Annotated in this window: 19 protein-coding genes and 2 tRNA genes; 14 read left to right on the plus strand and 7 right to left on the minus strand. The window is 71.6% G+C overall.

Annotated features, from left to right (window positions below; all coding sequences use genetic code 11):
- The first annotated feature begins 70 nt into the window (after positions 1-70).
- Together AB0L06_RS20275 and AB0L06_RS20280 are read left to right on the plus strand one after the other, a co-directional pair.
- Positions 71-143, plus strand: a tRNA-Lys gene (locus AB0L06_RS20275).
- Positions 144-295: 152 nt separating this feature from the next.
- Positions 296-646, plus strand: a complete 351-nt coding sequence (locus AB0L06_RS20280; RefSeq protein ID WP_500232582.1) for an STAS domain-containing protein — start codon at positions 296-298, stop codon at positions 644-646.
- A gap of 35 nt (positions 647-681) precedes the next feature.
- Here the strand turns inward: AB0L06_RS20280 and AB0L06_RS20285 are convergent, their stop codons facing one another.
- The 5 genes from AB0L06_RS20285 to AB0L06_RS20305 all read right to left on the minus strand — a co-directional run bounded on the left by AB0L06_RS20285 (position 682) and on the right by AB0L06_RS20305 (position 8,127).
- The gene (locus tag AB0L06_RS20285) at positions 682-2,688 is read right to left on the minus strand and encodes a xanthine dehydrogenase family protein molybdopterin-binding subunit (RefSeq protein ID WP_500232583.1); all 2,007 of its coding nucleotides are present in this window, start codon (positions 2,686-2,688) and stop codon (positions 682-684) included.
- Between the two features lie 39 nt (positions 2,689-2,727).
- Positions 2,728-3,672 carry an FAD binding domain-containing protein gene (locus AB0L06_RS20290; RefSeq protein ID WP_500232584.1) on the minus strand — a complete coding sequence of 315 codons (945 nt, stop codon included), beginning with the start codon at positions 3,670-3,672 and terminating at the stop codon, positions 2,728-2,730.
- Positions 3,669-4,178, minus strand: coding sequence for a (2Fe-2S)-binding protein (locus AB0L06_RS20295; RefSeq protein WP_500232585.1), 510 nt, complete (start codon positions 4,176-4,178; stop codon positions 3,669-3,671). The genes AB0L06_RS20290 and AB0L06_RS20295 overlap by 4 nt, the downstream gene beginning before the upstream one ends.
- A gap of 82 nt (positions 4,179-4,260) precedes the next feature.
- Positions 4,261-5,358: a hypothetical protein gene (locus tag AB0L06_RS20300; protein WP_500232586.1), complete on the minus strand. Its 1,098-nt coding sequence runs from the start codon at positions 5,356-5,358 to the stop codon at positions 4,261-4,263.
- A gap of 150 nt (positions 5,359-5,508) precedes the next feature.
- Positions 5,509-8,127: an FHA domain-containing protein gene (locus AB0L06_RS20305; protein ID WP_500232587.1), complete on the minus strand. Its 2,619-nt coding sequence runs from the start codon at positions 8,125-8,127 to the stop codon at positions 5,509-5,511.
- Positions 8,128-8,607: 480 nt separating this feature from the next.
- On the opposite strand from AB0L06_RS20305, the gene AB0L06_RS20310 reads away from it, so the two are divergent.
- The 3 genes from AB0L06_RS20310 (at position 8,608) to AB0L06_RS20320 (ending at position 10,877) form a co-directional block, all read left to right on the plus strand.
- On the plus strand, positions 8,608-9,300 hold the full coding sequence (locus tag AB0L06_RS20310; protein WP_500232588.1) for an LmeA family phospholipid-binding protein: 693 nt from the start codon (positions 8,608-8,610) through the stop codon (positions 9,298-9,300).
- A 74-nt stretch (positions 9,301-9,374) separates the two neighbouring features.
- Positions 9,375-9,447, plus strand: a tRNA-Lys gene (locus AB0L06_RS20315).
- A 248-nt stretch (positions 9,448-9,695) separates the two neighbouring features.
- Positions 9,696-10,877 (plus strand): CapA family protein, encoded by a 1,182-nt coding sequence (locus tag AB0L06_RS20320; RefSeq protein ID WP_500232589.1) that lies wholly within the window; start codon positions 9,696-9,698, stop codon positions 10,875-10,877.
- A 12-nt stretch (positions 10,878-10,889) separates the two neighbouring features.
- Here AB0L06_RS20320 and AB0L06_RS20325 read toward each other — a convergent pair whose 3' ends face one another.
- Entirely contained in the window at positions 10,890-11,294 is a 405-nt protein-coding gene (locus AB0L06_RS20325; protein WP_500232590.1) for a roadblock/LC7 domain-containing protein, read from the minus strand.
- A gap of 229 nt (positions 11,295-11,523) precedes the next feature.
- Between AB0L06_RS20325 and AB0L06_RS20330 the strand changes: the two genes are divergently transcribed.
- The 9 genes from AB0L06_RS20330 to AB0L06_RS20370 all read left to right on the plus strand — a co-directional run bounded on the left by AB0L06_RS20330 (position 11,524) and on the right by AB0L06_RS20370 (position 18,778).
- A complete protein-coding gene (locus AB0L06_RS20330) occupies positions 11,524-14,034 on the plus strand; it encodes a sensor histidine kinase (RefSeq protein WP_500232591.1) in 2,511 nt (836 codons plus the stop codon).
- Positions 14,031-14,450 (plus strand): roadblock/LC7 domain-containing protein, encoded by a 420-nt coding sequence (locus AB0L06_RS20335; protein ID WP_500232592.1) that lies wholly within the window; start codon positions 14,031-14,033, stop codon positions 14,448-14,450. Before AB0L06_RS20330 ends, AB0L06_RS20335 begins: the two co-directional genes overlap by 4 nt.
- Before the next feature lie 6 nt (positions 14,451-14,456).
- Entirely contained in the window at positions 14,457-14,825 is a 369-nt protein-coding gene (locus AB0L06_RS20340; RefSeq protein ID WP_500232593.1) for a DUF742 domain-containing protein, read from the plus strand.
- On the plus strand, positions 14,806-15,423 hold the full coding sequence (locus tag AB0L06_RS20345; protein ID WP_500232594.1) for a GTP-binding protein: 618 nt from the start codon (positions 14,806-14,808) through the stop codon (positions 15,421-15,423). The genes AB0L06_RS20340 and AB0L06_RS20345 overlap by 20 nt, the downstream gene beginning before the upstream one ends.
- 68 nt (positions 15,424-15,491) lie before the next feature.
- Positions 15,492-16,256, plus strand: coding sequence for a glucose 1-dehydrogenase (locus AB0L06_RS20350; RefSeq protein ID WP_500232595.1), 765 nt, complete (start codon positions 15,492-15,494; stop codon positions 16,254-16,256).
- A gap of 128 nt (positions 16,257-16,384) precedes the next feature.
- Entirely contained in the window at positions 16,385-16,624 is a 240-nt protein-coding gene (locus AB0L06_RS20355; protein WP_500232596.1) for an RNA polymerase subunit sigma-70, read from the plus strand.
- Positions 16,624-17,091, plus strand: coding sequence for a Clp protease N-terminal domain-containing protein (locus tag AB0L06_RS20360; RefSeq protein ID WP_500232597.1), 468 nt, complete (start codon positions 16,624-16,626; stop codon positions 17,089-17,091). The genes AB0L06_RS20355 and AB0L06_RS20360 overlap by 1 nt, the downstream gene beginning before the upstream one ends.
- Positions 17,088-17,948: an ABC transporter ATP-binding protein gene (locus AB0L06_RS20365; protein WP_500232598.1), complete on the plus strand. Its 861-nt coding sequence runs from the start codon at positions 17,088-17,090 to the stop codon at positions 17,946-17,948. Before AB0L06_RS20360 ends, AB0L06_RS20365 begins: the two co-directional genes overlap by 4 nt.
- Positions 17,945-18,778, plus strand: coding sequence for an ABC transporter permease (locus AB0L06_RS20370; RefSeq protein ID WP_500232599.1), 834 nt, complete (start codon positions 17,945-17,947; stop codon positions 18,776-18,778). Before AB0L06_RS20365 ends, AB0L06_RS20370 begins: the two co-directional genes overlap by 4 nt.
- A 91-nt stretch (positions 18,779-18,869) precedes the next feature.
- On the opposite strand, the gene AB0L06_RS20375 is transcribed toward AB0L06_RS20370, so the two are convergent.
- Positions 18,870-20,072, minus strand: coding sequence for a S53 family peptidase (locus tag AB0L06_RS20375; RefSeq protein WP_500232600.1), 1,203 nt, complete (start codon positions 20,070-20,072; stop codon positions 18,870-18,872).
- Between the last annotated feature and the right edge of the window lie 189 nt (positions 20,073-20,261).

Raw genomic sequence — 20,261 nt, forward strand, 5'->3', positions numbered from 1 at the left:
CAGGGGGGCGAGGCCCTGCTAATCTCTGTCTCGTCGCCAGGGAGGCCGCAGAGCAGCCCGGAACGACAACGCGCCGTTAGCTCAATTGGCAGAGCAGCGGACTCTTAATCCGCGGGTTCGGGGTTCAAGTCCCTGACGGCGCACCCGCTACGAAAGCCCCGGGCTCGTTTCGACGCCCGGGGCTTTCGCGTTTTCTTCGTCGAGCACCCGTCCCGCCGGAAGCGTTCCTGGTTCACTGGAGGGCACCCCGCCCCGGCGGGAGGCGACCGCCGCCGCGGTGGACAGGGGCGAGGCGATGGACGACTACCAGGCGATCGTGGTCCGCAATCCGGACCACCGCGTCGTCGCCCTCTACGGCGACCTCGACGCGGCCAGCATGCCGGCCCTGGAGGCCGAGCTCTTCTGCCAGCTGACCGAGAGCGACCTGCCGCTCGTGGTGAGCCTGGACGGGGTCGCGTTCTGCGACACCGGATGCCTGCGGTCGCTGATGCAGGCCGTCCGGCACGCGGACGCCGTGGGCTGCCGGCTGGCCTTCTGCTGCCGGCTCGAAGACCTCCTCCGCGTCCTGCGGGACGGGCGGATCACCCGGTACCTGGGGATCTGGCCGACCGTCGAGGAGGCCGTGGAGGCCGTCCTCCGCCCGTGACCCCGGCCAGGTGAGGCGGGGCGGGACGTCCCCGTTCAGGTGCGGAGGCGGTCCAGGTGCGGGAGGACGGTCCGGGGGGTCAGCGGGAGGTCGCGGAAGCGGACCCCGGTGGCGTCGTGGACGGCGTTCGCGATGGCGGCCGCGGTGCCGACGATGCCGATCTCGCCGATGCCCTTGGTGCCCATCGGGTTGAGGTGTGGGTCGTGCTCGTCCAGCCAGACGGCCTCGATGGACGGGACGTCCGCGCTGGTCGGGACGTGGTACTGGGCGAGGTCGGTGTTCAGGAAGCCGCCGTCGCGGTCGAGGACGGACCGTTCGGTGAGCGCCATGCCGACGCCCATCGTCATGGCGCCGACGAACTGGGACCGGGCCAGGACGGGGTCGACGACGCGTCCGACGGCGTAGACGCCGAGGAGCCGCGCGACACGGATCTCGCCCGTGGCGCGGTCCACGCGCACTTCGGCGAAGTGCGCGCCGAACGCGTGGCGGGAGTAGCCGGAATCCTCCTGGACCTCGGCGGTGGTGTCGGCGGACGCTTCGCGCGCGGTGGGGTCGGCCAGCAGCTTCTCGCACGCGCGCACGATGGCCGTGCCCCAGCTCGCCGTCCCCATCGAGCCTCCGGCGAGGGGTGCCTTGGGGAGGTCGCTGTCGCCGATCTCGACCGTTACGGCGTTGGGCTGGACGTCGAGGGCTTCGGCGGCGATCCGGGTGAGTGCGGTGCGCGCTCCAGTGCCGATGTCCGCGGCGGCTATCCGAACGGTGTAGCGGCCGTTGGATTCGCGGCGTGCCGTGGCCTGACTTCCGCTTCGGTACACAGGGAAGGTCGCGGCGGCCACACCCAACCCTTTTCCTTTGTGGGCCTCCCAGCCGAAGCGGCGAGCGCCTTCGCGTAGGCATGCGATGAGGTTGCGGGAACTGAAGGGGCGTCCTGTTGTGGGGTCGGTTTCGGGCTCGTTGCGTATGCGGAGTTCGATCGGGTCTATGCCGAGGGTCGTGGCGAGTTCGTCCATGGCGCATTCCAAGGCGAACATGCCTGGGGTCTCACCGGGGCCGCGCATCCAGGACGGGCTGGGCACGTCCAAGGCGGCGAGGCGTCCGGCCATACGGCGGTGCGGTGCCTGGTACATGACACGGGACGGGTTGGTGGAGTCCTCGGTGAAGCGGCTGACGGTGGAGGTCAGCTCGTTGGCCTCGTGCGCGATGACGGTGAGGCGTCCGGTGGTGTCCGCGCCGAGCCTGACGCGCTGGACGGTCGGCGTCCGGTAGCCGGTGATCGCGTACATCTGCCGACGGGTCACCGCGAACCGGACGGGACGTCCGACCGCGCGCGACGCCAGCGCCGCGACGACGACGTTCGGACGGGCCGTCCCCTTCGACCCGAACCCGCCGCCCACGTGCGAGGCGATCACGCGCACGTTCCGCTCGTCCAGGCCGAGGAGCCGCGCGAGGGTGGCGCGGACGCGGCTCGGGCCCTGGTTGGCGTCGTGCACGGTCAGGCGGGTCTCACCTTCCCAGTAGGCGAGAGTGGCGTGCGGTTCCATCGGGTTGTTGTGTTCCGCTGGGGTTCGGTAGGTCGCGTCCACCTTGACCGGGGAGTCGGCGAACGCGGCGTCCGGGTCGCCCATCTCGACCGGCGCACCGTACGGCTTGTCGTCCTGGGACTCGGCCGGGGTTCTCAGGTCGAGGCCGGGAGCGCGCTGGTCGCGGTACACGACGCGGAGGAGGCGGGCGGCCTCGTGCGCCGTCTCGCTGGTCTCGGCGATCACCACGGCGACGAGCTGTCCCCGGTAGGAGACCTTGCGGCTCTGGAACACGGCCAGCTCGCCCTCGCGGGGATCCCTGGTGAGCCGCGGCGCGTTCTCGCAGGACAGGACGGTCAGGACGCCCGGCATCGCGAGCACCACGTCGGCGTCCACCTCGTCGATCTCGCCGCAGGCGATGGTCGAGAGGACGGCCGCGGCGTACGCGACGTTCTCGGCCGGAAACTCGTAGGCGTACCGGGCGGCGCCGGTCACCTTGTCATAGGCCTCGATACGGGTCACGGCGTTCCCCCTGGCAGGTCGGAAAGGGTTCGGGGCGGGTCACGCCAGCTCTCCGAGGGTGCGGACGATCAGGTTGCGGGCGAGCGGGATCTTGTATCCGTTGTCGCGCAGCGGTTCGGCGGCGGCCAGCTCGGCTTCGGCGGCGCGGGTGAAGGCGTCCTCGGTGGCGGGTCCGCCGCGCAGGGCCGCTTCGGCTCGGCGGGCGCGCCACGGTTTCGCGGCCACGCCGCCCAGGGCGATGCGGCAGTCGCGGACGACGCCGTCGGTGACGTCCAGGGCGGCGGCTATCGAGACCAGGGCGAACGCGAACGACGCGCGCTCACGCACCTTCCTGTAGGTGCCGGGCATGGCGAGCGGCGGGACGTGGACGTGCGTGATCAGATCGCCCGGGCGGAGGGTCGAGTCGCGGGCCGGATCGTCGCCGTAGAGGCCGTCGAGGTCGGTTTCGCCTCGGCCGTGGATGCGGACCCTCGCGTCCAGGGCGGCGAGCGCGACGGCCATGTCGGACGGGTGCGTCGCGACGCAGTCCTGCGTGTGGCCGAGGACAGCGAGGTTCTCGTGCTCGCCTTCACGCGCGGGGCATCCCGTCCCGGGCTCGCGGCGGTTGCAGGGGCGCGTGACGTCCTGGAAGTAGGGGCAGCGGGTGCGTTGCAGCAGGTTCCCGCCGACCGTCGCCATGTTCCTGATCTGGCCGGACGCGCCTGACAGCACCGCCCGCGCCAGCATGGGGAACCGCTCGCGGACGACCGCGTGCGCCGCGAGATCCGAGTTCCGGACGGTCGCGCCGATGAGCAGCCCGTCCCCGTCGGTTTCGATCTGGGCGTGGGGCAGGTGCGTGACGTCCACGATGCGGGACGGGACGGCGACGCCGAGGCGCATGAGGTCCACCAGGTTCGTCCCGCCGCCGAGGTAGGCAGCGCCTTCGGTGTGCTGCGCGACGGCCTCGTCCGGTGTCGCGGCTCGCTCGTACGCGAAGGGCCTCATTCGGCCGCCCTCCTGATGGCCTCGACGATGTTGACGTAGGCGCCGCAGCGGCACAGGTTCCCGCTCATGCGCTCGCGGATCTCCTCGTCGGTGAGCTCCGGGGGCTCGGCGAGATCGCCGGTGACGGCGCTGGGCCAGCCGTCCTTGGCCTCGTCGAGCATCCCGGCCGCCGAGCAGAGCTGGCCTGGCGTGCAGTAGCCGCACTGGAGCGCGTCGGCCTCGACGAAGGCGGTCTGGAGCGCGGACGGCCCGTCCTCGTCCGCCAGGCCCTCGACGGTGGTGACCCGCGATCCGTCCGCGGCGACGGCGAGGACCAGGCAGGCGTTCACCCGGCGCCCGTCGAGCAGGACGGTGCAGGCTCCGCACTGGCCCTGGTCGCAGCCCTTCTTCGGCCCGGTCACGCCCAGCCGCTCGCGCAGCAGGTCGAGCACGGACGTGCGGGTGTCCACGGCGATCCGGCGCGTCCGGCCGTTCACGACCAGGCTGACCTGGGATTCCTCCGGCATGCCCGGAAACCTACCCACGATCCCGCCGGATTCTCGCGCCGATCGGCGGTGATCGTCCGAGTGTCGTTCGGCCTTCGTGGTCTCAGAGCTTGCGGAGCCAGGTGTTCAGGCGGTCGGCGGCGGACTCGGCGAAGTCCTGGAGGGCCTGCCTGACATCGACGGGCTCGGGGGGCGGCTCGGTGAGCCGCGGGTCGTCCTCGGGGATGCCTTCGAAGCTCTCCCAGCCTTCGTCGGGACGTCTCTGGAAGCCGCTGAAGGACCGCCCGTCCCGCGTGAACTGGATGGCCCCCTCTCCACCGGCCCGGTCATGCCACTTCACTCGCTTGATGGGACCGGATCCGTCGTCCAGGAGGAAGCGGAACTCGCCTCCGCTCTCCTGGAGGTCACGCCACGCCATGCGCTGGGAGTAGCGGGTCACGAACCGCTGGGGTTCACCGTGCGGCTCGGCGCGCTGGTCCCGCTGCTCGCCCCTGACCTCGAACGGCTCGCCGGAGTCCGCCCTCTGCCCTCCCCCAAAGAACTTGTCCATGTTGGGAGTGAACAGGATGCCCGTCCTCCCACCGTCCCAGTGGTGCCACTCCAGCGTGGAAGGCCGGGGCTTCATCCCTGTGTCGAAGTAGAACCGCAGCGGCGGCCCTGGAGACCACTCGCCGTCCTTCGGCCGTATCCGGGTGGCGAACTCGAAGGCGTGAACGGTGGGGTCGCCCCAGTACAGGCGCTCGGCGGCGCCGGGGTGCCGGACGTCCTCGATCAGGAGGGCGATCAGGCTCAGCCCCGCCCGCGCGTCCTCTCCCACCCGTAGTTCGAGGACGTTCGTGCCTCCGCGCAGGGTGTCCCCCGGTATGGCGACCGGGAGCATCTGCGGGACCTCCCTGCCTCCTGGGAGACGGAAGCGTGAGACCAGCGGCTCGCCGTTGACCAGAACGTCCAGTGGGGCGAACCCGGGGCGCGACCCGTCCTTCTCCACGACCGCGCGGATCTTCAGCGTCGCCTCGTCCGGGACGTCGTCCGAGGACCCGTCCGGAGCCTCGTCCACCTGGAACTCCACCCGGACACTCTGCCCAGCGCCGAGCAGCCCGGGACTGGTCAAGGACGGAACGTCTCCAACCTGGAGGACGGCGTTGTGCGTACACGGCGGGGTGCAGGTCGCGAACTCGACAAAGGCAGGTTTCAGCGCCATGCCCTCGGATCATGGCAGGTCTTTGGCCATACAGATAGAAAAGGTGAGCTTTTGGTATGCCGGCAGGAGAGGGATGTGCCGGTATCCCTCCCGCTCGTACATGCGGACCGCATCGGGTTGCCTCGGGCCCGCGGTAGTGCGGGGTGGTGGTCAGAGGCGGCCGCGGCGGCGCTTGGGGCGGAGGCGTTCGAGCTGCCACCAGGCGAGGACGGTGAAGACGAGGCCGAGTCCGGCGAGGACGCCCATGTCCAGGGCCCAGGTGTTCAGGTGGGGCAGCCAGACGCTGTCGGGCTTCAGCGTCGACGGGATGATGTGGCCGAGGTCGACGGTGGCCGCCGCGGCGGCCAGGCCCCAGCGGGACGGGGCCAGCCAGGCGACCTGTTCGAGGCCGGGTTTGCCCGCGAGGCGCACCAGGGCGCCGCAGAGCACGAGCTGGGCCATGGACAGGACGATCAGCAGCGGAAGGGTCTTCTCGGAGCTGTTCACCGACGCCGACACCAGCAGGCCGAGGGTCATCGCGACCAGGCCCAGCAGGCCGGTGGCGAGGACCAGCTCCAGGAACGGGGAGGTGAAGACGCCGGACGGGGGCAGCTTCACCCCGGCGAGGCCGATGCCGACCAGCACGACGGCCTGGAGGGTCGTGATCAGTCCGAGGACCAGGAGTTTGGAGGTGAGGTAGACGCCCGCGGAGAGGCCGGCGGCGCGTTCCCTGCGGTAGATCGTGCGTTCCTTCACCAGCTCGCGGACGGCGTTGCCGGTGCCGACGAAGCACGACGCGAAGATCAGCACCATCAGCTTGGACGCCGCGTCCGCGTTGCTGCCGGGCGGCCCGGTGAGGCCCTTGGGGGCGGGGATCGCGGCGATCAGCCCGCCCATGATCAGCGGCATCAGGCCGAGCAGCACCAGATAGGAGCGGTCGGAGGTGATGACCGACAGGTAGCGGCGGCACAGCGTGGAGAGCTGGGCGAACTTGCTCTGGCGCGGCGGCGGAGGAGCGGGCGGAGTGGCGTCGGTCGGCTCGACCGCGCCGCCCATCCCGTGCCCCACGTACCGGGACCAGCGCGGGGACGTGCGGAACTCTCCGGCCCAGTCGCGGTCGGGCTCGCGGTCGAACGCCTGGAACACCTCGGCCCACGCGTTGGCGCCGAAGTGCCGGAGCCCCTCCTCGGGCGGGCCGTAGTAGGCCATGCGTCCGCCGGGGACGAGCACCAGCAGCCGGTCGCACGTGTTGAGGTTCTCCGTGCTGTGGGTGACGACGATGACCGTCCGGCCGTCGTGCGCCAGGTCCCCCAGCAGTTCCATGACCGTCTTGTCCAGGCCGGGGTCGAGACCCGACGTCGGCTCGTCCAGGAAGAGGAGCGACGGCTTCGTCAGCAGCTCGAGCGCCACCGACACGCGTTTGCGCTGGCCGCCCGACAGCTTGTCGATGCGCGTGCCGGCATGCGGGGTGAGGCTCAGCTCGGCCAGCACCTCGTCCACCCGCCGCTCCCGCTCGTCCCGCCGGGTGTCCCCGGGGAACCGCAGCTCCGCCGCGTACAGCAGCGCCTGCCGCGTCGCGAGCTGGGTGTGCAGGATGTCCTCCTGCGGCACGAGCCCGATCCGGTGCCGGAGCTCGTCGTAGTCGGCGTACAGGTCACGGCTGTCGTAGCGGACGGTCCCCTCGGTGGCGGGCCGCGTCCCGGTCACCGCGCCGAGCAGCGTGGACTTGCCCGCCCCGGACGGCCCGATCACCGCGACCAGCGACCGCTCGGGAATCGGGAACCCGACCCCGTCCAGCAGCACCTTGCCCTCGGGCGTCCGCACGGTGAGGTCCTGCACGAGCAAGGACACGTCGCCCGTGTCCACGAACTCCCGCAGCTCGTTCCCCACCAGCCGGAACGTGGCGTGCCCGATCCCGAGCAGATCCTCCTCGGTCAGCACCGCCCGGTCGATCCGGACCCCGTTGACGTACGTCCCGTTGTGGCTTCCCAGGTCCCTGATCTCGGCACGCCCGACCCCGGTCACCCGCAACTCGGCGTGGTACCGCGACACCACCAGGTCCGGCACCACGACGTCGTTGTCCGGCGACCGTCCGATCCGCACCGCCTGAACGTCCGCGCGGACGTCCCGCCCTCGCCCGAACCCACCACCTCGCGCGGGTTGCCGGGCCTCCGGACCGGCGAGGCTTTGGGCCTCGGCGCGATTGGAGCCTTGTCTGGGGGTCGGGTCCGGGGCGAGTCGTTTGTCTTCTGCGGGACCGGCGCTCCTCGCGCGGCCTGGGGGCGGGGGTTGGCCGGCGCCCGGCGGCTGGGGTCGGCCTTGGTCCTGGGGCGTCGGTGGACGGCTCTGGCTCGGGGCGGGTTGTGCGTTGCGGGCGCGTCCCGGGTCCGCGGGGCGGGGTTGCGGGAGTTGGAAGACGTGGCTCGGGTTGCGGTCGACGCCGGGTCTCGGGTCGGGGGGCTGGGCGGCCGAGCAGGCGAGCGGGGCGCCGTCGACGGCGTTCCCGAGGTGGAAGAGGTGGTCACCGTCGAGCGTCATCCGCTGGACGCGCCGGCCGTCGAGGAAGACGCCGTTCCGGCTGCCCGCGTCCTCGATCGTCCACCCGTCCGGGCCCGACCGCAGGATCGCGTGGTGCCAGGAGACCCGGGCGTCGGTCAGGACGATGGCCGACTGCGGGTCGCGCCCGACCCCGTAGGTTCCGCCCGGACGCAGCCTGTGGATCCGCTCCCGTGTCCGGACGACCAGGAGCGGCGGTGCCATGGACCCCGCTGAGGGACCGCCCGCCGTCATGCCCGGAGTGTAGGACGTCGTACCCGCCATTGACAGGACGCATTCGGCGGCTTTGCATGAGTTCATGCCGACCGGAACAGGCCGCTCCCCGAGGACACGGGCGCGCCCGGTCCGGCCGATCACTCCCGCCCCAGCACCCCGCTCCGCCTCGACATCGTGCTCCGCCCCTGATCACGTCCCCCGTCACTCAAGAGCGCTGCCGCCTCCGGTGTCGATCGCGCCACGCTCAGGGGGCGTCCTGAACCGCCCTCCGCTCGTCGCGTCGTGGGGCCGGGGTGGCCGGGTGTGGTCGAAGTCGTCCCCGCGGGTGGATGTTGCGGCTCCCGTCGTTCGAGTCTGGTTCGGGCCGTTTGAGGACGGGGTGGGGATGTCGATGAGGGTGGTCGGACGAGTGGGTGTGCGTGGGGTCGGCGTGGGCGCGACGGGTGAGACGCGCCAGGTGGGGGCTCGTGGGGCTTCCTCGGTGGGGAGGTGGGGGGCGTGAGCGCGGCGGTCACCCGGGTGGATCGGCTGCCTCGGCCCCGGCGGCGGCGGTGGCCGATCGTGCTCCTGGTCGTCCTGGTGGCGCTGGTGCTTCTGGCGGTGGTCGGGGACCGGGTCGCGCTGTGGGTCACCGAGGACACGCTGGCCGGGCAGATCAAGAAGCAGGGCTTCCCCACCAAGCCGGACGTGACCATCGAGGGGTTCCCGTTCCTGACGCAGGTCGCGGGGCGGCACTTCGGGGACGTGCGGCTCAAGGCGAAGAACATCCCGGCCGGGCCGGTGAGCGTGACGCGGCTGGACGTGCGGGCGACGGACGTGCGGCTGAAGTCGAACTACCAGAGCGGGACGCTCGGCGAAATCACGGGGGCCGCGTATGTGGGGTTCGGCGATCTCGCGAAGGCGGGCGGGAGCGGGCTGGACCTCCAGGCGGACGGCCCGGACAAGATCAAGGCCAAGGTCGGGGCGTTCGGGCTGGACGCGACGGCGATCGCCTCGGTGACGAAGGAGGGGAACAACATCCGCGTGAAGGCGCTCTCCGCCGAGGGGTTCGACCTGGGCGGACTGGGTGATGATCTCGACTTCACGGTCCCGGTGAACGGGCTTCCGCTGGGGATGCGGTTCGACAGCCTGTCGGTGACCGGATCCGGGGTGATGTTGCGGGTCAGCGGCTCACAGGTGAAGTTCGGGTAGCCGGACGGAGCGTCCTGAGCACGGACGGGGTGCTGCTAGAGTTATCCCTGTTGCCAGCGAAGACTGATGACAAAGCGCCGTTAGCTCAATTGGCAGAGCAGCGGACTCTTAATCCGCGGGTTCGGGGTTCAAGTCCCTGACGGCGCACCCGCTTTCCAGACGAAGTCGACGTTCTTTCGAACGTCGACTTTCGTTGTTTCCGGCCTTCTTCTCGCGCGGCAGTCCACCTTGTGCTTGTTGTGGACTATGGGCGGCTTGCCGGGCCGGGCCGTTCGTGTGCGGAGTCCCGGGGACACGTACGCGGTCGGGCAGGTGAGGGAAAAAGCTGATCATGGCGGGCCTCCTTCCGGTAGATCACTGTTTCGGGGACTGTGTCGGGTCGCAGATCTTCGGGTATGGGAGCTTCGGATCGGGTCGCGGCGGGCGTGCTGGTGATCGGCGTGCTCGCGGCGGGGTGCGGAAACGTCGACGCCCGGTCCGCCGGTCCGCCGAAAAACGCGGCCAAGGCTCCCGGTGTCCGCGGGGCCGATCGGTTCACGGTCGTCGGCACCGGGGACTTCCTTCTGCATTCGGTGCTCATCCAGCAGGCGGCCTCCGATGCGAGGCATCGCGGGTACGACTTCATGCCGATGCTCGCCCGGCTCAGACCCGTGATCAGTCAGGCGGATCTGGCGGTGTGCCACATCGAGACGCCGCTGGGCTCACGGTCGGGGCCGTTCAGCGGGTATCCGGTGTTCAACTCGCCGCCGCAGATCGTGAAGGCGATCCGGAGGCTCGGGTACGACACCTGCTCCACCGCGTCCAACCACGCCATCGACCAGGGGGCGCGCGGGGTGCGGCGGACGCTGGACGCGCTGGACCGGGCGGGCATCGGGCACGCCGGGACGGCCCGGAGCGCCCGCGAGGCCGAAAAGATCGACATGCGGGACGTCAAAGGGGTCAAGGTCGCGCACCTGTCCTACACGTACGGCACGAACGGGATTCCGACGCCGGCCGGAAAGCCCTGGCTGGTGAATGACACCCTCAAGCCTTCCCGGATTCTCGCCGCCGCGGCACGGGCGAAGCGCGCGGGGGCCGAGGTCGTGGTGGTCAGCCTTCATTGGGGCGAGGAATACCAGCACGCGCCCACCGCCGAGCAGCGGCGACTCGCACGGAGGCTGTTGAACTCCCGGGACGTCGACCTGATCCTTGGCGACCATGTTCACGTGGTCCAGCCATTCGAGCGCTTCAATGGCAAATGGGTCGCCTATGGGATGGGCAATCAGGTCGCCAATCCGTCCGCGAACACCGAGTCGACCCACGAGGGGCTGGTCGCGCGGTTCACCTTCAGCCGGGACGCCCGGGGACGGTGGAGGGCCCAGCCGTCGTTCGTGCCCACGTTCGTCCGGCCGGGGCCGCCCATCAGGCTCCGGACGTTGACCACCGATTCATCGCAGCGGCGCGTGGTCGAACGAACGAAACGGGTGGTCCGGAGCCTCGGATATGACGTTCCGCTCGCACCGGATCCGATGGACGGACCGCCTTCCGCCCAGCGGAACGGCGCTCCCCCGCGGGTGACCTCGCTCTCAAAACGGTGACCCGGCGTCCGGTCAGGACATGCGGGGCGAGGACGAGAGGTGCTCGCCGACCTGGCGGACCAGGACGGCCATCTCGAAGCTGATCTGAGCGGGGTCCACCTCCGCGTCGCTGAGGACGGTCAGGGAGGCGCCCTCGCCGGCCGCGGTGACGAAGAGGAGGGCGTCCCGCATCTCGATGATCGTCTGGTGGACCTCACCGGCGCCGAAGTGGGTCTGGGCGCCGCGGGCCAGGCTCTGCAGGCCCGCCGCCAGAGCGGACAGGTACTCGGCGTCCTCGCGGTCCAGTCCGGCGGACGCGCCCATCAGGATGCCGTCCGCGGACTGCAGGACCGCCCGGGTCACGTGCGGCACACGGCGGACCAGCCCCTCGATCAGCCAGTCGAGCCGGTCGTTCGGTTCGCCCCGCTGCGGCGTCACGGGAGTTCCTCTCGTCGGGGGTCGGGCTCTCGGTTCGGGCGGCGCGGGCGCCGTCACCGAACGTCGCCACATGCTCGCACCACCGGTACAACAAGATCCACAAAATCAGACAAATGATCAAATCAGCGGCTATGGTGGCCCGAGTTTTCGTCCCCCGCCCCCGTCCCCCGCCCCGTCCCCCGCCCTGTCCCCCCGCCCCCGCTCGCCCCCCGCCCGACGCTCCCGACGCTTGAGAGACGACACCGTGAAGAGCTCTCGACGACGCTCGATCAAGTTCTCGCTCTACAGCATGCTGGTCATCCCCCTGGTGTCCCTGGTCGTGCTCTGGGCCTTCGCCGCGCAGAGCGTCGCGAACCAGGCGATCGACCAGCGGCACATCGACACCGCCAACAAGATCTACGGCAACGCCGTGCAGCCCATGCTGATCACCCTGGCCCAGGAGCGCCAGGAGTCGGTCGTGTGGATCGCCGCCCACGGCAGGCAGCCGCGCACCGCGATGGACGCCGTCCGGCAGCGGATGGACGGCACGATCGTCCAGATGAACAAAGCGGCGAAGTCCGGCTCGTTCCAGAACACGCTGACGCCGCTGATGAGGCAGCGGCTCGCGACGCTGATCGACAAGCTCAACCGGATCAACACCGTCCGCGGGCAGGTGGACTCCGGCGCGTTCAACAAGCTCGCCGCGTTCAACGCCTACAACGACGTCCTCGACTCGCACTTCCGGTTCATCTACCTGCTGGTCGCCGAGAACGGCTACCAGCAGGCGTACCACCTGACCGGCATGTCCCGGGCGATGGAGCTGGCCGGACGCGAGGCCGCGCTGGTGGGCGGCGTGCTCGTCAGCGGCGGCCGGATGAGCACGGACGAGCGGGCCGCGATCGCGAAGCTGGTCTACGAGCGCCGCTACCTGGAGGAGTCCAGCCTCTCGGAGTTCAACGAGGCCAACGGCGCGCCCTACAAGGAGGCGCTCGGCTCGCCCGCGGTGAAGAACTTCGTCGCGGTCGAGGACAAGGTGCTCTCCGTCCCGACCAAGTCCCGGCTGAAGATGAACCCGGCGACCTGGCAGACCGGGGTCGGCGGCTACCTCCAGGCGATGGACGGCGCGCTCAGCAAGTCCCGCGTCACGCTCGCCGCGGACGCCAAGAAGACCTCCGACGACACGCTGCTGCGGCTCGCGCTCATCGGCGGCATCGGACTCGCCGCGATCCTGCTGACCGCGCTGCTGATGCTGCGGTTCGGCCGCCGGATCGTCCGGGAGCTGCGCGGCCTGCAGACCGCCGCGCACGACCTCGCCGACCAGCGCCTGCCGGACGTCGTGACCCGGCTGAAGCGCGGTGACGACGTGGACGTCGCGGTCGAGGCGCCGTCCCTCACCGTCGGCCGGTCGGCCGAGGTGGAGAGCGTCGCGGAGGCGTTCTCGACCGTGCAGCGCACCGCGATCGAGGCCGCCGTCGGCCAGGCGAACCTGCGCAAGGCCGTCAACGGCGTGTTCCAGAACCTCGCCCGCCGCAACCAGTCGCTGCTGCACCGCCAGCTGTCCATGCTGGACACCCTGGAGCGCAAGGCCGGCGACCCGGACGACCTCGCGGACCTGTTCGCGATCGACCACCTCACCACCCGCATGCGCCGGCACGCGGAGGGCCTCATCATCCTGGCCGGCGCGACGCCGGGCCGGAGCTGGCGGAACCCGGTCGGCATCCTGGACGCGCTGCGCGGCGCGATCGGCGAGATCGAGGACTACGCGCGCGTCGAGGTCGTCAGCGACGCCGAGGAGGGCATCGACGGCGCGGCCGTCGCGGACGTCATCCACCTGCTGGCCGAGCTGATCGAGAACGCCGTCACCTTCTCGCCGCCCAACACCCCCGTCGAGGTGGACGCGGGCATGGTCGGGCGCGGGTTCGTCGTGGAGATCCAGGACCGCGGCCTCGGCGTCAGCCCGGACAAGCTCGCCGCGCTCAACGAGCGGCTGAGCCGCGAGCCGGAGTTCGACCTGTCCGGGGGCGAGCAGCTGGGCCTGCTGGTCGTCGGGACGCTGGCGCACCGGAACGGCATCAAGGTCGTCCTGGAGCCGAACTCCTACGGCGGGCTGAAGACGATCGTCCTGCTGCCGCACTCGATCGTCGTCTCCGCCGACCGCATCGGCCGTCCGGACGAGCCGTCCGAGGCGCCGGCCGCCCCCGCGCCCGCCCCCGCTCCTGCGCCCGCTGCGCCCGAGCAGACGTCCGCGGACACCGCGGGGTGGGTCGAGGTCGCCCCGACCGGACGGCTCACGCCTGCGACGACCGGCTGCATCGGCGGCTGGGGTGACGGATCCGAGGAGCACGGCACTGCGGGGGTGGGCGGACCGTATGCCGGTGCGCACGCCGCGCCGCAGTCGAGCGCACAGGAGGCGCGGCCGTTGGGAGTGCACGAGTCTCAGCCGTCCGGCGCACATGCCGCCCCCCAGACGGGCGCGGGTGGTTCCGGGGCCTATCCGGCGGGTCCGAGCGGGGACGCCGGGACGCACGCCGGGATGCCCCGGCGTGTGCGCCGGGCGAGCCTGGCCCCGCAGTTGCGGGACGCCGAGCCGCCCGAGCCCGCCGCCGCCCCGCAGGACGATCCGGGCCGTGATGCCCGGTCGCCGGAGCGGGCGCGGTCGGTCATGGCGTCCATGCAGAGCGGCTGGCGACGCGGACGGGCCGAACCGGCCCAGCGGCCGGAACCTCCCGCGGGCTGGAACGACGACGAGGTGGAGCGATGACGGAACCGGCGATGACCGCCGAGCAGGTGCGCCGACTGCTGGACGGCCTGGTCGCGCAGGCGGGACCGAGGGGCGGCGGCGCGGTCGTGCTGTCCGCCGACGGGCTGATCGTGGCGGCGTCCTCCGGCATGGGCCAGGAGGACGCGGAGCATCTGTCCGCGCTGGTCGCGGGCGTGCAGGGGCTCGCGCGCGGGGCGTGCCGCCGGTTCGCCGGCGGGGCGCTGATGCAGAGCGTCATCGAGATGGACTCGATGCTGGTGTTCATGGTCCCGGCCGGGGAGCACGCCTACCTGGCCGCGCTGAGCCCGGCCGAGGCGGACGCGGGGGCGGTCGCGTACGCGCTGGCCGAGACCGCCGAGCGGCTGGCGGAGCGGCCCCCGGTGATCCCCCGGCTGTCGGGTTTCGGCGTGAGGTGACCCTGCGTGAGCGATGACCGCTGGCTGGACGAGGACGCCGGGCCGATCTTCCGGCCCTACACCGTCACGCGCGGCCGGACCCGGCTGCGCGACGACAGCCTCAACCTGATCTCCCTGCTGGAGGCGACCGGCCTGCCGGCGCCCCGGCGGGCCCGCCTGGATCCCGAGCACCGCCGGGTGCTGGCCGTCTGCGCGGAGCCGATCACCTTCGCCGACCTGTCGTCCGAGATCGACCTGCCCGTGGGCGTGGTCCGCGTCCTGGTGGACGACCTGCGCGAGGAGAACCTGCTCCGGGTGCTCCGGCCGACGCCCACCGGCGACGTCCCGGACGAGCTCGTACTAAGGAAGCTGCTGCATGGACTACGCGCACTCTGACACCGCCGTCCACGAGCCCGCCGCCCGCCGGCCCGGCGGGCGGCAGCCGACCGCGGCGAAGATCCTCATCGCCGGCGGGTTCGGCGTCGGGAAGACCACGATGGTCGGCTCGATCAGCGAGATCCGTCCGCTGCGCACCGAGGAGCTGCTCAGCGACCGGGGCGCGGGCGTGGACGACACGACCGGCGTCGCGGAGAAGACCAGCACCACCGTGGCCATGGACTTCGGCCGGATCACGATGGGCGGGGGGCTGATCCTCTACCTGTTCGGGACGCCCGGCCAGCAGCGGTTCTGGTTCATGTGGGACGAGCTGGCGCTCGGCGCGGTCGGCGCGGTCGTGCTCGCCGACGTCCGCCGGCTGGCCGACAGCTTCGCCGCCATCGACTACTTCGAGGACCGCGGCACCCCGTTCATGGTCGCGGTGAACTGCTTCGACGGCGCCGAGCGCAAGGACCCGGCGGACGTCCGGATCGCGCTGGACCTCGACACGGACGTCCCGCTGGTGATGTGCGACGTGCGCAGCCGCGACTCGGCCAAGGAGGTGCTGATCAGCATGGTCGAGCACGTCCTCACCCGGATCACCGCCGCGCGCCGCTGACCTGTTCCGGCCGGCCCTGCCCCCGGCCCGGAGAGACCCCGGAAACCCCCGCTGAGAAGGAGACAAGCGTGAGCGGAAAGCTCGCTGGCAAGGCCGTCCTCATCACCGGCGCCTCGCAGGGCATCGGCGCGGCGACGGCGCGCGCGTTCGCCGGGTACGGCGCGCGCGTGGTGGTCGCCGACATCCTCGAGGACGCCGGGCGCGAGACCGTCGCCCGGATCGAGAAGGACGGCGGCGAGGCGCTGTTCGTCCGGACGGACGTCACGGTGGGCGCGGACGTCGAGGCCGCCGTGGCCGCGACGGTCGCCGCGTACGGCCGGCTCGACGCCGCCGTCAACAACGCGGGCGTCGAGGAGCAGGGCTCCGCGTTGCACGAGGTCACCGAGGACGCCTGGGACAAGCTCGTCGCGGTCAACCTCAAGGGCGTCTGGCTGTCGATGAAGTACGAGATCCGGCAGATGCTCGAGCAGGGCGGCGGCGTCATCGCCAACATGGCGTCCGTCGCGGGCCTGGTCGGCCTGCCGCTCGGCATCTCCGACTACTCGGCCACCAAGGGCGGCGTCATCTCGATGACCCGCACCGCGGCGATCGAGTACGTCCGCCAGGGCATCCGCATCAACGCGGTCTGCCCGGGCGTCGTCCGCACCGCCCTCCTCTCCGCCGCGATCGAGGGCGGCATGTTCACCGAGGCCGAGGCCGCCGCGCTGCACCCGTCCGGCGTCCTGATGAACCCCGGGGACGTCGCGGAGACCTTCGCCTTCCTCTGCTCGGACGAGTCGAGGCACATCACCGGCCAGTCGATCGCCGTCGACGCCGGAATGTCCGCCGGCTGACCCCGGTTTCCCCTCTCGGAGGCCCCGCCCGGCACGCACCTGCCGCGCGGGGCCTCCGTCGTTCCCGCGACCGCGCCGGTTAAGCAACCTTGGTTGACAGTTGGATTTAAGCAACCTAGGTTGCTTGTATGAGCGAGGGCGAGGACGAAGGGTCCGCCGAGCGGGACGTCGGGGCGGAGCTGGCGGCCGTGGTGGCCATGCGGAAGCTGGCCGACCGGATGGAGGACGCGGCGGTCGAGAAGGCCATGCGCAGCGGGTGGAGCTGGTCGGACGTGGCGCAGGCACTCGGGGTCACGCGGCAGGCCGTCCACAAGAAGCACGTGCGGCGGCTGATCGACGCGGGGGTTCAGTTGCGGAGGAGAAAGTGATGACACGGACATACGTGGACTCGGTGCTGGTGCGGGCGTCCGAGGAGGCGCGGCGCATGGGGTCGCCGCTGACGGAGGCCGAGCATCTGCTGCTCGCGCTCACCGCCGAGGCGGAGGGGGACGCGCCCGGCCTGCTCTCCTCGGCGGGGTTGGACCGGCGGGGCGTCCAGGACGCGCTGCAGCGGGAGTTCGAGCACAGCCTCGGGACGGTCGGGGTCTCGGTCGCGGACGAAGAGGTGCTGCGGCCCCGGGAGTCGAGGCGGGCGCCGTCCGGCATCGGGGAGTCGGGCAGGCGGGTGATCGAGACGGGGATGGCGAACTCCCGGAAGAAGGACCTGGGGCCCGCGCACATCCTGCTCGGGATCCTGGAGCTCAAGGTCGGGACGGTTCCGCGCGCGCTCGCGCTCGCCGAGGTGGACGTCGAAGGGCTGAAGGCCCGGGCGCGAGCGGTGGTGGACGGGACGTGAGCGAGGCCGTCCTCGATGTCGACGACCTGCGGATGCGGTACGGGACGAACGACGTGCTCCGCGGGGTGACCTTCCAGGCGCACCGGGGCGAGGTGCTGGCGATGCTCGGGCCGAACGGCGCGGGCAAGTCGACGACGATCGAGATCCTCGAGGGCTTCAGGACGCGGTCGGGCGGACGGGTCGACGTGCTCGGCGCGGATCCGGCGCACGGCGGCGAGGAGTGGCGGGCGCGCGTCGGGATCGTCCTGCAGTCGTGGCGTGACCACGGGAAATGGCGGGTCGGCGAGCTGCTGGCGCACCTCGGGTCGTACTACCCGAGGCCCTGGGACGCGGCGGAGCTGATCGCGATGGTCGGGCTCACCGAGCACGCGGACCGGAAGGTGCGGACGCTGTCCGGCGGGCAGCGGCGGCGGCTCGACGTGGCGATCGGCGTGGTCGGACGTCCCGAACTGCTGTTCCTGGACGAGCCGACCACCGGGTTCGACCCCGAGGCGCGGCGCGAGTTCCACGAGCTGGTGCTCGGGCTGTCCCGGACGGACGGCACGACCATCATGCTGACCACGCACGACCTGGCCGAGGCGGAGAAGCTGGCCGACCGCATCGTGGTCCTCGACGGCGGACGCGTCGTCGCGGACGGCACGGCGGCCGAGCTCGCCGAGCGGATCGCGGGCGAGGACGAGGTGGCGTGGACGCTGGACGGGCGGCGGCACGTCCGATCGATGCGGGACTCGACCCGGTTCGTCCGCGCGCTGTTCGCGGAGCACGGGGACGAGGTCCAGGGGCTGGCGGTCCGTCCGTCCTCGCTGGAGGACACCTATCTGTCGATCGTGCACCGGGCCGAGGGGAGAGCGGGATGAGGACGATCCGGGTGGGCATCGCCCGCGGGCTGATCGAGCTGCGCCAGGCGTTCAGCGGATCCGAGCTGGTCAACCAGCTGCTCTGGCCGGTGCTGACGCTGGCCGCGATCTTCTTCTACCGGAACCGGGAGTTCCGGCACACCGGGATCAGGCTGGGCGAGCTGGTGCTGCCGGGCGTCCTCGGCATGTTCGTCGCGCTCGGGATGGTCCTGGTGATCCAGTACCTGACCGTGGAGCGCGAGGACGGCACGCTGCTGCGTGCGCGCGCGACGCCGCACGGCATCCGCGCGTACTTCGTCGGGAAGCTCGTCATGACGTCCGGGTGCGTGGTCGCGTACCTGGCGATCCTGCTGGTGCCGGGCGCGTTCATGGTGGACGGCCTGCGCCTCGGCTCGGTGTCGTCCTGGTTCACGCTGGCCTGGGTGCTGGCGCTCGGGCTGGTCGCGACGCAGTCGGCCGGGGCGGCGCTGGGCGCGCTGGTGTCGGGCCCGCGCGCCGCCGGGCTCATCACCCTGCCGGTGATGGCGGTGATCTCGATCTCCGGGGTGTTCTACCCGATCACCGCGCTGCCGGGCTGGTTGCAGCAGGTCGCGCAGGTCTTCCCGGTCTACTGGCTCGGCCTCGGGATGCGTTCCGCGCTGCTCCCGGACGGCATGGCCGCGGTCGAACTGGACCACTCGTGGCGGCATCTGGAGACGTTCGGCGTGCTCGGCGCGTGGGCCGTGGCCGGGTCGCTGCTCGCGCCGGTCGTCCTGCGCCGGATGGCCCGCCGCGAGTCGGGCGCGCGCGTCGCCGTGTACCGGGAGAAGGCCCTCCAGCGGGCCGGATGAACGACGACATGCGGCGGGCGGACCCCTGTCGGGCGACCGCCCGCCGCACGCGGGTCATGCTCGGATCAGCCGATCACGCGTGGCTCGCGGATCAGAAGGCGCCGGTGCCGTTGGGGGTGCCGAGGCCGGTCGGGCCGTCCCAGCCGGTGCGGGCCTTGCACAGCTGCGACGGGGAGCAGGAGCCGTTGCTGCCGCTGGTCACGTCGAACAGGGACGACGTGTGGGAGTAGGGGTAGTTGTTGTTCACCGAGGACGCGTTGCCCGCGAGGCCGTACACGGCCGCGATGAGCGGCGCGGACACGCTGGTGCCGCCGAAGACCATCCAGCCGGACTGGCCCTGGTAGGCGGTGCTGTCGTAGACGGCCACGCCGGTCGACGGGTCGGCGACGGCGGAGACGTCCGCGACGGCTCGCCTGGAGCAGCCGGTGTTCGCGCCGGCCTGGCCGGTCAGCGCGGTGTTGTAGGACGAGCAGCCGCTGCCCGCGCCGCTCCACGCGGTCTCCGTCCAGCCGCGCGCGTTGGTGGAGGTGCGCAGCGAGGTGCCGCCGACCGCCGTCACGTAGTGGGACGAGGCCGGGAACTCGACGCCGTAGCCCGAGTCACCGGTGCTGACGGTGATCGCGATGCCCGGGTGGTTGTAGTACGAGCCGTAGGACGAGTCCGGCGCGTCCGAGCCGCCGTAGCTGTTGCTCACGACGTTGGCGAGCCTGGCCGCGGTGTTCTCGGCGGTGCCGAGGTTGGCGAAGGTCGGGGACGTGGCCTCGACCAGGACGATCTTGCAGTTCGGGCAGGCCGCGGAGACCATGTCCAGGTCGAGCGAGATCTCCTGGGCCCAGCCGCCGTCGACGGGCGGCGGGGTGTTGCCGCCGGTCTGGTTGACCTTCTTGAAGCATCCGTTGGCCGTGGTGCAGGGGCCGAGCCCGTACTGCGACCGGTAGACGTTCAGGTCGGCCTCGGCCGTCGGGTCGTCGTAGGCGTCGACGATCGCGACGGTCTGGCCCGTGCCGGCCGTGGAGGACGGGAGCTTGTACGCGCTCTGCAGGTTGGCGGGGCTGAGGCCGCTGGGCGCCGCCAGCTCGGCCTTCAGGGTCTTCTCGGAGACGGCCACGTCGTTCCGGACGATCGCGTGGCAGTGCGCCTGGCCGGCGCGGACGGTGGCGCACGAGTGGTGCGTCCCGGCGGGAGCGGCCGGGATCGCCGGGCTCGCCGAGGCCGTTCCGAACGGGGTGCTGAGCACGGACGCCGCGGCCAGGATCATCCCGGTCATGGCGTAGCGCAGCGGGGGTCGCCGCATGGGCTCTCCTCCTGAAGCGGGGGGACAAGGGCGGCGCGGATGGGAGACGCGCCGCCGCGAGAATCACACGAGAAGCCCGGGTGCGAATAGGCCTAAACCGGGCGTTTCTTCTCTTCTGTCACTGGTCGCCAGCGGGGCGTGCGGGCGACTGTGACAGGCCGCCAAAGTTGCTCGCTTGAGCAAGCGGCA

The organism is Spirillospora sp. NPDC052269, assembly GCF_040679435.1.
In the GTDB taxonomy this organism is placed as follows: Bacteria; Actinomycetota; Actinomycetes; order Streptosporangiales; family Streptosporangiaceae; genus Spirillospora.